This is a genomic window from Microbacterium sp. VKM Ac-2870 (genome assembly GCF_015350795.1).
Lineage (GTDB): Bacteria > Actinomycetota > Actinomycetes > Actinomycetales > Microbacteriaceae > Microbacterium.
Map to the genome: position 1 here is coordinate 270,100 of NZ_JADKSH010000001.1, position 10,894 is coordinate 280,993.

The 10,894-nt window shown below is 67.1% G+C and carries 10 protein-coding genes; 5 read left to right on the forward strand and 5 right to left on the reverse strand.

Going from position 1 to position 10,894, the window contains the following annotated elements:
* Positions 1-132 precede the first annotated feature (132 nt).
* Entirely contained in the window at positions 133-1,401 is a 1,269-nt protein-coding gene (gene clpX / locus ITJ43_RS01360) for an ATP-dependent Clp protease ATP-binding subunit ClpX (RefSeq protein ID WP_194581396.1), read from the forward strand.
* 80 nt (positions 1,402-1,481) lie between these two features.
* Positions 1,482-1,925 carry a hypothetical protein gene (locus tag ITJ43_RS01365; RefSeq protein ID WP_228495275.1) on the forward strand — a complete coding sequence of 148 codons (444 nt, stop codon included), beginning with the start codon at positions 1,482-1,484 and terminating at the stop codon, positions 1,923-1,925.
* Positions 1,926-1,943: 18 nt separating this feature from the next.
* Here the strand turns inward: ITJ43_RS01365 and ITJ43_RS01370 are convergent, their stop codons facing one another.
* Complete coding sequence (locus ITJ43_RS01370) at positions 1,944-4,001, reverse strand: M3 family metallopeptidase (RefSeq protein WP_194581398.1); 2,058 nt, start codon at positions 3,999-4,001, stop codon at positions 1,944-1,946.
* A 71-nt stretch (positions 4,002-4,072) separates the two neighbouring features.
* On the opposite strand from ITJ43_RS01370, the gene ITJ43_RS01375 reads away from it, so the two are divergent.
* From ITJ43_RS01375 to ITJ43_RS01385, 3 genes are read left to right on the forward strand one after another with little or no spacing between them, the layout of a single operon-like run.
* Complete coding sequence (locus ITJ43_RS01375; protein ID WP_194581400.1) at positions 4,073-4,699, forward strand: ArsR/SmtB family transcription factor; 627 nt, start codon at positions 4,073-4,075, stop codon at positions 4,697-4,699.
* Positions 4,699-6,015: an MFS transporter gene (locus tag ITJ43_RS01380; protein WP_194581402.1), complete on the forward strand. Its 1,317-nt coding sequence runs from the start codon at positions 4,699-4,701 to the stop codon at positions 6,013-6,015. The genes ITJ43_RS01375 and ITJ43_RS01380 overlap by 1 nt, the downstream gene beginning before the upstream one ends.
* A gap of 44 nt (positions 6,016-6,059) precedes the next feature.
* The gene (locus ITJ43_RS01385) at positions 6,060-6,641 is read left to right on the forward strand and encodes a dihydrofolate reductase family protein (RefSeq protein ID WP_194581404.1); all 582 of its coding nucleotides are present in this window, start codon (positions 6,060-6,062) and stop codon (positions 6,639-6,641) included.
* A gap of 11 nt (positions 6,642-6,652) precedes the next feature.
* On the opposite strand, the gene ITJ43_RS01390 is transcribed toward ITJ43_RS01385, so the two are convergent.
* From ITJ43_RS01390 to ITJ43_RS01405, 4 genes are read right to left on the reverse strand one after another with little or no spacing between them, the layout of a single operon-like run.
* A complete protein-coding gene (locus ITJ43_RS01390; RefSeq protein ID WP_194581406.1) occupies positions 6,653-6,901 on the reverse strand; it encodes a hypothetical protein in 249 nt (82 codons plus the stop codon).
* A 1-nt stretch (position 6,902) separates the two neighbouring features.
* The gene (valS, locus tag ITJ43_RS01395) at positions 6,903-9,491 is read right to left on the reverse strand and encodes a valine--tRNA ligase (RefSeq protein ID WP_194581408.1); all 2,589 of its coding nucleotides are present in this window, start codon (positions 9,489-9,491) and stop codon (positions 6,903-6,905) included.
* A 60-nt stretch (positions 9,492-9,551) separates the two neighbouring features.
* Positions 9,552-10,136, reverse strand: a complete 585-nt coding sequence (locus ITJ43_RS01400) for a GNAT family N-acetyltransferase (RefSeq protein WP_194581410.1) — start codon at positions 10,134-10,136, stop codon at positions 9,552-9,554.
* Positions 10,133-10,792, reverse strand: a complete 660-nt coding sequence (locus ITJ43_RS01405; protein ID WP_194581412.1) for a hypothetical protein — start codon at positions 10,790-10,792, stop codon at positions 10,133-10,135. Before ITJ43_RS01405 ends, ITJ43_RS01400 begins: the two co-directional genes overlap by 4 nt.
* Positions 10,793-10,894: the final 102 nt, after the last annotated feature.

Sequence of the window (10,894 nt, forward strand, 5' to 3'; positions counted from 1 at the left end):
CCGCCGTCGCATCGACAGCGGGACCTCGTCACATGTCGAGAGTTCCACAACCGTGTCGCAATCCGCCGAGATGTCCGACTCAGCGGTTAGGCTCGAATCGCATCCCTGAGAGTTTTCTGGAGGAGGAGCATCATGGCTCGCATCGGTGAAAGTGCCGACCTGTTCAAGTGCTCCTTCTGCGGCAAAAGCCAAAAGCAGGTGCAGCAGTTGATCGCTGGACCCGGGGTCTACATCTGCGACGAGTGCGTCGAGCTGTGCAACGAGATCATCGAAGAGCGCATGGCGGAGTCGTCCGACGGCGTCGTCAGCGATTTCGATCTGCCCAAACCGCGTGAGATCTTCTCCTTCCTGGCGGAATACGTGGTCGGCCAGGATGCCGCGAAGAAGGCGCTCTCGGTAGCCGTGTACAACCACTACAAGCGCGTGCGCGCGCACGGAACGCTCCAGTCGGCCGAGCAGCGCGCCGACGAGGTCGAGATCGCGAAGAGCAACATCCTGCTGCTCGGCCCGACCGGTTGCGGCAAGACGTACCTCGCCCAGACGCTCGCGAAGCGACTGAACGTTCCGTTCGCCGTCGCCGATGCGACCGCGCTCACCGAAGCGGGATACGTCGGCGAAGACGTCGAGAACATCCTGCTCAAGCTGCTGCAGGCCGCGGACTTCGACGTCAAGCGCGCAGAGACCGGCATCATCTACATCGACGAGGTCGACAAGATCGCCCGCAAAGCCGAGAACCCCTCGATCACCCGAGATGTGTCCGGCGAGGGCGTTCAGCAGGCGCTCCTGAAGATTCTCGAGGGCACGGTTGCGTCGGTGCCGCCGCAGGGCGGACGCAAGCACCCGCACCAGGAGTTCATCCAGATCGACACGACCAACGTCCTGTTCATCGTGGCGGGCGCCTTCGCGGGTCTCGAGGACATCATCTCGTCGCGCGTCGGCAAGCACGGCGTCGGCTTCGGCGCCCCCCTGCAGGAAAAGGGCAAGGAGCTCGACCTCTTCAGCGAGGTCGAGCCGGAAGACCTTCACAAGTTCGGCCTGATCCCCGAGTTCATCGGACGCCTGCCGGTCGTGACGTCCGTGGCCCCGCTCGACCAAGCCGCGCTCATCGAGATCCTGACGGGACCGAAGAACGCGTTCGTCAAGCAGTATCAGCGCATGTTCGAGCTCGACGGCGCCGAATTGGAGTTCGAGGACGACGCGCTGCTCGCCATCGCCGACCTCGCCGTAGCCCGCAAGACGGGTGCGCGTGGTCTGCGCGCGATCCTCGAAGACGTGCTCGGTCCGATCATGTTCGAAATCCCCTCGACAGAGGATGTCGCGAAGGTGATCGTCACGCGCGCCGCCGTCACCGAAGGAGCTCCGCCGACCCTCGTGCTGGAGCACAAGCGCAAGAGCGCCTGACCTCGGTGACAGCACCGGCCTCCTCGCGTGAGCGCCCCCCACGGGCAGTTCGCATCCTTCGCATCGTTGTCGGCACGGTGATGGCCATCCTCATCCTCACCGGCGTTGCGACCGTGACCTTCATGCATGCGTTCGGGCCGCGCGACGGGGAATCGATCGCGCACGCGCAGGTGGATGCCGCGGCCCGCACCATCCAGCACCGCGTGTCACGCCCGGGGCCGGGAGTGGATGCCGCAACCCTCGCTGCTACCCAGTTCGGCGATGTGGCGGGGGCGACGGTGGAGCCTTACGCGTGGCGCGGTTCGACGTCGGACCCCGACGGGGCACGCCTGGACGTACGGATCAAGGTGAGCGTGCAGCCAGAGCCCTCCACGCGACTCTTCCAACCCGGCGTGGCTGCCGGCAGCGCACAGGGATGCTTCCGCTTCCACGTGCGCGAGGGCCGATCGTCGTACCGGCCGATCGACTGCCCGGCGACGATGTCGCACAGCACACCGACCCCGTCGGAGTCGCCCTCACCGTAGCCGCGCAGACGTCGGCGATCAGCCCTCGAGTCCGCGGCGCGCCAGCAGCGGGGCGATGTCGGCGTCGCGCCCGCGGAAGTCGCGATACGCCTCGAGCGGGTCCTTGGAGCCGCCGACGCCCAGTAGGCGCTCACGAAAGCGGTCGCCACCCTCTCGGGTCAGGCCGCCATTCTCGCTGAACCACTCGACGGTGTCGGCGTCGAGCACTTCGCTCCAGATGTAGGAGTAATACCCGGCGCTGTAACCGCCTGAGAATACATGTGCGAAGTACGTCGACGCGTACCGCGTCGGCACCACAGGGTTGTCCAGGCCGATGTCCGCCAGAGCAGCGGCCTCGAACGCAGCGACGTCGGCCACGGCATCCGCACCTCTGACGTCCAGCGAGTGCCACGCCTGGTCGAGCCATGCCGCCGCGAGGTACTCGCTGGTGGCGAACCCCTGGTTGAACGCCTCCGAGGCGTGGAGCTTCTCGACGACGTCGTGGGGGAGCGGCTCGCCCGTCTCGACGTGGCGCGCGTAGGAGGCGAGGATCTCGGGCCAGAGGATCCACATCTCGTTCACCTGGCTCGGGAACTCCACGAAATCGCGGAAGACCGCAGTACCGGCGAAGTGCGGGAACGTGACGGTGGCGAACAGTCCGTGCAGTGCGTGACCGAACTCATGGAACATCGTGGTGACCTCGTCGAGGGTCAGCAGAGTGGGCTGTCCGTCCGCCGGCTTCGGCACATTCAGGTTGTTCACGACGATCGGGCGGGTGCCGCGAAGGGCCGACTGGGCGACGATCGAGTTCATCCACGCACCGCCGCGCTTGGTGTCACGCGTGTAGAGGTCGAGGAGGAACAACCCCAGCTCGGTCCCGTCTGCGTTGTGGATCTCGAAGACCCGAACGTCGGGGTGGTATCCAGGGAGGTCGGTGCGCTCGGTGAAGGTGATGCCGTAGAGCGACGTCGCTGCGCGGAAGACGCCGTCGACGAGAACACGCTCCGCATCGAACCAGGGTCGAAGAGCGGTGCGGTCGAGATCGTACTGTGCGGCACGCACGCGTTCGGTGTAGAACGCCCAGTCGTGCGCTTCGAGGGCGAACGGATGCGATTCCGTGTCGACGATGGCCTGCAGTGCCGCCTGTTCGGCGCGCGCATTCGCCGCCGCCGGGGCGGCAAGGCGTCGCAGCAGAGCGTGGACGGCTTCGGGAGACCCTGCCGTCTCGTCGCTGGTGACATACGCGGCGTGGCTGCCGTACCCCAGGAGCGCCGCCCGCTCGGCCCGCAGGCGCACGATCTCCCGCAGCACCTCCCGGTTATCGAAGGAGTTGCCGCGCGAACCCCGCGAGCGGGACGCGTCCAGAAGACGCCGACGGCTGTCGCGGCTTGTCAGGCTCGACAGGTACGGGTGGCCGGTGAAGAGCGTGAGAGTGACCACATAACGCCCCTCCATGCCCCGGTCTGAGGCGTTCTGCGCCGCGGCCGAAATTTCGCCGTCGGTGAGGCCGTCGAGTTCGGCGGCATCGTCGAAGACGACGGCGAGGTCGTTGGTGTCGGCCAGGAGGTTCTTCTCGAACGTCGTCGTCAGCACTGACAGACGCTGATTGAGGTCGGTGAGGCGGCTCTTCTCCGCATCGTCGAGGCTGGCGCCGGCGTGCGTCATCTCCCGGTAGTGGCGTTCGAGCAGATAGCGCTCTTCCGCCGTCAGATCGAGGTCGTCACGCTGGGCGTGCAGCAGTTGTACGCGCTCATAGAGCGCTTTGTTGAGCTGAACGGCATCCTGATGCGCCGACATGAGCGGAGCGAGGGACTGCTCGATCTCTTGGATCTCCGGCGTGCCATCGGCGGAAGCCACCGTGTAGAACGTGCGCGCCACCTGGCCGAGGAGATCTCCGGAGCGCTCCAGCGCGACCATCGTGTTCTCGAACGTGGGGGATGCCGAGGTGCCGGTGATCTCGTCGATCTCACGGCGGTGACGCGCGAACGCCTCCTCGAATGCCGGAAGGTAGTACGCCGGTCTGATCGTCCGATAGTCGGGCAGACCATAGGGGAGCGAGGACGGAGCCAGGAGGGGATTGAACACGACATCGGTCATCGTCCCAGCGTAGGCCGAAGCGGTGCAAAGATCATCTTGCAAACGTTTCTTTGCAACGCTATCTTTGCAGCATGAGCACAGATGACGCCCCGACCGGCTCGCCCGACAGCCCGTCCGTGTCCGGGGAAGAGCGCAAGCTCGATGCCAGCGCTCTCCGCGCTCTGGCCCACCCGCTCCGGGTCGAGATCTACGACATCCTGACCCAGTACGGTCCGCAGACCGCGAGTTCTCTGGCAGCGATGACGGGGGAGTCCTCCGGCGCCACCAGCTATCACTTACGCGCGCTCGCCAAGCACGATCTCATCCGCGAGATCAGTGACCGCGGCACGGGACGCGAGCGGTGGTGGGAGCGGACCAAGGGCGGTGTCTCGTTCACGAACCCGGAGGCGATGAAGACGCCGGCGGGTAAAGCGGCGACCCAGCTCGTGATGAACGAGTTCCTGACCCGCCGCCACCTGCAATTGATGCGTTACGTGAACGAGACGCTGAGTTCTGCCGAAACCCTCGACTCCGCCGAAGCCATGGTCGCGACCTCCACACTGCGGCTGTCCTCCGCCCAGATGGAGGCCTTGGCCACCGAACTCCACGAGGTGGTCCTCCGCTACGGCGACCTCTACCGCGATCAGACAGGCGAAGGCCTGCGCCCGGTCAGCATCCGCACCGACCTGTTTCCCCTCCCCGAAGAAGGACTTTCCTGATGACCGCTCCCACCGCCGCCCTCGAGCCGAACGCGGACACGTCTTCCCGCCGCGCTCCTTCATTGGGCCGCGGGTTTCGCACCCTCTGGTCAGCTGCGGTCTTCAGCAACCTCGCCGACGGCATCGGCCGCACGGCGGTACCGCTGGTCGCCATCACGCTCAGCTCCGACCCGTTCGTCATCTCGATCCTCACCGCACTGGCCTTCGTGCCCTGGCTGATCTTCGGCCTCCCCGCCGGCATGATCGTCGACCGCTTCGATCGTCGCTACGTCATGGCACTGGCCAACATCATCCGGGGCGGCGTCGCGCTCTGGCTGGCCGTCCTCGGCGCCTCGGGACACCTCACGCTCGGCGCGCTGTTCGCCGGCACCTTGATCTTCGGCCTCGGCGAGACCCTGTTCGACAACGCGACCAACGCGGTCATTCCCGGCGTGGTCCCGCGCGGCCAGCTCGATCGGGCGAACGGCTGGATCCAGGCCGCGCAGGTGACCGTCGACAGCTTCATCGCCACACCGATCTCGGGACTGCTGTTCGCCGTCTCGCTGGCCCTCCCGCTCTGGGTCGGCTCCATCGGCTACCTCGTCCCGGTCGTGCTCGCCCTCTTCCTGCCCCTGTCGGCGGCACGCTCGCTCAGAACCGCGGCCCCGTCGGCTACCGCCCCCGACGCAACGGCAGAAGCGACCACGGACGCACCCCGCGCGACAGCACCCACCACTCGCGAAGCCCTCTCGTTCCTGTGGCACCACCGCTACCTGCGGTCCATGGTGCTCTTCACCGCCTTCACCGGCAGTGCGCTCTCTTTCGCACAAGCGGTGCTCGTCCTCTTCTTCGTCGACGCCATGGCCGTCCCCGCGGCCGCAATCGGCTTCGTGACTGCGGGCATCGGCATCGGCGCGCTCTGCGGGTCGATCGTGTCGCCCCGCCTGGTCGCGCGGTGGGGTCGAGGGCCTGTGATGTTCGGCGGCATCCTCACCGGCGGCATCGCCATGCTGGTGACCGGTCTCGCGCCGTCGATCTGGACCGCGATCATCGCCTTCGCGCTGGCGGCATGCGCGGTGTCGGTCTGGAATGTGCCGTGGGGCAGCCTTCGCCAGCAGATCCTGCCACCGGAGATCTTCGGCCGCACCCTGGGCGTCACGCGGACGCTCACCTGGGGGCTGTTTCCCATCGCGACACTTCTCGGCGGACTGGTCGCACGCATCGATCTGCGACTGCCCTTCCTCATCGGCGGAGCGGCAACGGCGATCGTCGCTCTGATCGGCATGCGGCTCCTGATCGTCGGCACTCGCGAAGCCGGGGCGGAAGTCGACGCATGACGAACGGCGCCGCGGTGTCGGAGGTAGGCGATACCGTCGGCGTCGTGAGCAGAATCGTCTACGACACGGCCGCGTCACTCGACGGCTTCATCGCCGACGGCGAGAACTCACTCGCCTGGCTCTTCGCGGCGGCGGGGGGCGAGGCGGCCGACCCGGAGTTGCTCCCGAAGAACGCGAGAGTGCTCGTGGAGGGATCGACCACCTACGAGTGGGTGCTCGCCGCCGAAGATCTCCTCGCACATCCCGAGCGGTGGCGGGAGCTCTACGGCGACAAGCCGACGTTCGTGTTCACCACGCGCGCCCTCCCGCGGCCTGCCGGCGCCGATGTCACCTTCGTGTCCGGCCCGGTCGTCGACGCGCTGGCGCAGATTCGCGCCGCCGCCGACGACGGCGACATCTGGGTCGTCGGCGGGGGAGATCTGGCCGGACAGTTCTTCGACGCCGACGCTCTCGACGAGATCGCGGTCTCTCTCGCGCCCGTCACACTGGGAGCCGGTGCCCCGATCCTGCCGCGCCGCATCGAGGCGAGCCGCTTGTCACTGCAGTCGGCTCGCGCGGCCGGGCCGTTCGCGCGGCTCGTCTATCGAATCGACCGCCCCGGGCAGAGCTCCGACGCTCCGTCCTGACGCCGAAACGATCAGGCGAAGTCGTCCTCGTCATCGTGACGAACGATGGCCTCGCCGGATGCCGTGGCTTCGACGATGACGCCGGTGTCGAGCTCGGCGATCGGCCGGCCCTCCAGGAACGTCAGGGTCCATCGCGGCCGTGGCTGACCGAGGTCGTCGGCGGGCAGAGCACGGTCGACGGCGTGAATCTGTGCCCGCAATACCGCCGGCACCGCCGCGGGCGGCTCGTCGCCGCTGGTCCAGCGCGTTCCCAGCTGCATGTCAGACCTCCGGAGCGAGTTCGACGGCTTCGACCGTGAGGGCGTCGCCGTCACCGAGCAACTCCAGCTCGGCGATGCGACCGACGGCCTTCAGATCGCCCTCGGCGAGGCGCAGGGCTGCGATCGTCACGTCATCCGCGCGCAGCACCAGGCGGCTCACGGGCGTCTTCTGCGAAGCCTTCGCCTCGGTCTTCGCGCGACGGATGCCGATGAGTGCGGCACTGGCCGCGACGAGCACGGCGGGGTCACCGCCAGCAGACCCCGAGCCGTCGCCATCACCGAGCGGTTCGGGCCACGGAGCAGTGTGGATCGAACCGTCCTCGAACCATGACCACGCCTCCTCAGTGGCGAACGCCAGCACCGGGGCGAGCAGACGCAGCACAGTCGACAGGGCCAGGCGCAGCGCGAGCGCGGCCGACGCCTGGCCGACGTCGGTCTGGTTGTACGCCCGCTCTTTGACGAGCTCGAGATAGTCGTCGCAGAACGTCCAGAAGAAGGCTTCGGTGACCTCCAGCGCTCGCGCGTGGTCGTACGCGTCGAAGGCTCTCGTGGCGTCGCGGACGACCTGATCGAGCGTGGCGAGCATCGCGGCATCCAGATCGTGCGTCACCCGCGCTCCATCGGGGACCGGGAACGAGAGCACGAACTTGGCCGCGTTGAGCACCTTGATCGCCAGGCGACGTCCGATCTTGACCTGCGTCGGGTTCTGCGGGTCGAACGCAGCGTCGGCACCCAGGCGGCTCGACGCGGCCCAGTAGCGCACCGCGTCGGTGCCGTGCTGTTCGAGGATGTCGGCGGGCGTGACGACGTTGCCCTTCGACTTCGACATCTTCTTGCGGTCGGGGTCGACGATGAAACCGCTGATCGCGGCGTCCGACCATGGTGCGCGGTCGTCTTCCAGGGCCGAGCGCACCATGGTGGAGAACAGCCAGGTGCGGATGATGTCCTGCCCCTGCGGGCGCAGGTCGAAAGGTGCGACGAGGTTCCACAGCTCGTCGTCGCGCTGCCAACCGCCGGCGAGCTGCGGGGTGAGCGACGACGTGGCCCACGTGTCGAAGATGTCCTTCTCGCCGTCGAAGCCACCAGCGACGCCGCGCTGTGCCTCCGTGTAGCCCGGGGGCACGTCGATCGTCGGGTCGACCGGCAGCGTCGCGATGTCGGCGGTGATCACGCCACCTTCGATTCTCTCCCCGTTCTCATCGAGCGGGTACCAGACGGGAATCGGCACTCCGAAGAAGCGCTGACGGCTGATGAGCCAGTCGCCGGTGAGACCGTTGGTCCAGTTCTCGAAGCGCACGCGCATGAAGTCCGGATGCCAGGCCATGCTCTTGCCGAGGGCGATGAGCTTCTCGCGGAATGCCTCATCGCGAGCGCCGTTGCGCAGATACCACTGGCGCGTCGAGACGATCTCGAGGGCACGGTCGCCCTTCTCGTAGAACTTGACCGGGTGGTTGAACGGCTTCGACACCTCGAGCAACTCGCCCGAGGCATCGAGGAGCTCGACCATCTTCTTCTTCGCGCTGAATACCGTCAGCCCGGCGATCTCGGCATAGGCAGCACGCGCGGCATCGGTCACCAGAGCCTCCGGCGCCTCGGCGACGATGCGGCCGTCCTTGCCGAGGATCGTGCGGTTGGGAAGATCAAGCTCTCGCCACCAGATGATGTCGGTCACATCGCCGAAGGTGCAGACCATCGCGATGCCCGAACCCTTGTCCTGCTGGGCGAGCGGGTGCGAGAGCACCGGGACCTCCACGCCGAACACCGGCGTGGACACGGTCTTCCCGAAGTACGGCTGGTACCGCTCATCGGCCGGATTGGCGACCAACGCGACACACGCCGCGAGCAGTTCGGGCCGGGTGGTCTCGATGTGGATGTCACCGGATCCGTCGGTCTTGTGGAACGCGAGGCGGTGGTAAGAGGCCTGCTGCTCGCGGTCTTCGAGCTCGGCCTGCGCGATCGCCGAACGGAAGTCGATGTCCCAGAGCGTCGGCGCCATCGCCTGATAGGCCTCACCGCGCTCGAGATTGCGCAGGAACGCGAGCTGACTCGTGCGGATCGTCTCGTCGGAGATCGTCCGGTAGGTCTGCGTCCAGTCCACCGACAGACCGAGCTGACGGAAGACGTCCTCGAAGGCCTTTTCGTCTTCGAGCGTCAACTCCTCGCACAGGTCGATGAAGTTGCGGCGGCTGATCGGCACCTGATCGGCCGGCTTGAGGCTCTTGGCGTCGCCTCGGAACGGGGGAGTGAAGTCGGGGTCGAACGGCAGTGACGTATCGCACCGCACTCCGTAGAAGTTCTGCACGCGACGTTCGGTGGGCAGGCCGTTGTCATCCCAGCCCATCGGGTAGAACACCGTCTTGCCCCGCATGCGCTCGAAGCGCGCCTTGACGTCGGTGTGCGTGTAGCTGAACACGTGACCGATGTGCAGCGAACCCGATGCGGTCGGCGGAGGAGTATCGACGGAGAAGACGCCGCCACGGCCCGAGTCCTTGGCGGCCTCGCGATCGAAGAGATACGTGCCCCGGGCCGCCCAGATCTGGTCCCACTTGGCTTCGAGCCCCTCGAGTGCGGGCTTGTCGGGAATGGCCATGGGTATCTCCTCGATATGTGCGGCACTGTGTGAGCGTGCCTGAGTGTGTGTGTCGCAAGTCTACCGGGACGCCGACGTGCCGCACCGCGGGGCGGCGCCGACCAGCGCCCGCCGCGAGCGGACACGCTCTGACTCTGCCCGGCTGATCGCGAAGCCGAGATGCGGCATGTCGACGCCGCGGTAGTGCGTCGTGAAAGCACGACGCACCCGCATTCCGAGGCCGATGGCGACGTTCATCGACGCGATGTTGGTGCTGCGCACCTTCGCCCAGACGGCGTCGGTCCCGGTTTCTTCGAAGGCCCAGTCGCGACAGGCGGTGGCGGCTTCGAGCGCGTAGCCGCGATGCCAGTGCGCGCGCTGGAAGAGGTAGCCCACCTCGGTCACCTCATCGTCCTCGATGCGCTGCCGGGTGATGCCGCACTGTCCGATCATCTCGTCGCCGTCCCGCTTCACGACCGCCCACAGACCGAATCCGTGTTCGCGGTAGCGCTCCTGCTGACGACGCAGCCAGGCCAGCGACTCCTCGTCCGAAAAGGAGCCTTCGTAGGCGACCATGACCTGAGGGTCGTGCAGAATTCGACGTAGCGCCGGAAGGTCGTCGTCGGTCATCTCCCGCAGCCGCAGGCGCGCGGTCTGCGCGATCACGCGGTCACCCGGATGCCGAGAGCCTGCGCGAATGCCGTCGCGTGCAGCTCGGTCTGGCGCGCGTCGAGCCACGTCCCGGACAGAGCGCGGGGGTCGGTAAAGGAGAGCGCCTCCAGCCCGCGCAGATCGAGGTCGCGAGCACGCAAGCCACGGGTGTCGACCTCGTCGGCGCGGCACCCCTCGAATGCCAGTCGTGTCAAGCGCGCCTCAGGCAGATCGATCGTGCCGAAACGACAGTCGACGAACAACACGTCGGAAAGCTCGGCCGACGGCAGCGACAGATAGTCGACGTGCACGCCTCGCAGCACGACACTGTCCCACCGACCACGCAACCCGTCGATCGTCGCGATGCGCCCGCCCGAGATCTCGACGTTTCGCCACGCGCCGTCACGGGCGACCACCTCGACGGCCCGCATCTCGTCGATGGCGACATCGACGAGATGGGTTCCGGTCAGATCGAGGTGACCGACGGATGCCGCAGACACCCGGGCTTCCGCGATGCGGGCGTGAACGGCATCCACATCGCCCGCCAGCGCGTTCACCGACACTGCGAGGACGTCGGTGCGGGCGCGCAGGCCGGTCACATCCTCGAGCGCGTCCGGCAGGTCGGGAGCGGTGATGCGCGGAGACACAGGAGCGGAGGGACGCGAGACCATGCCCCGAGACTACGCGGACGGTATGATGGCCTCACCAGCACTGATCCGGCCATCACCGGGGAGCTCGCGGAAGAAAGCCCCTCGGGGTCGGTAGAACCGCGC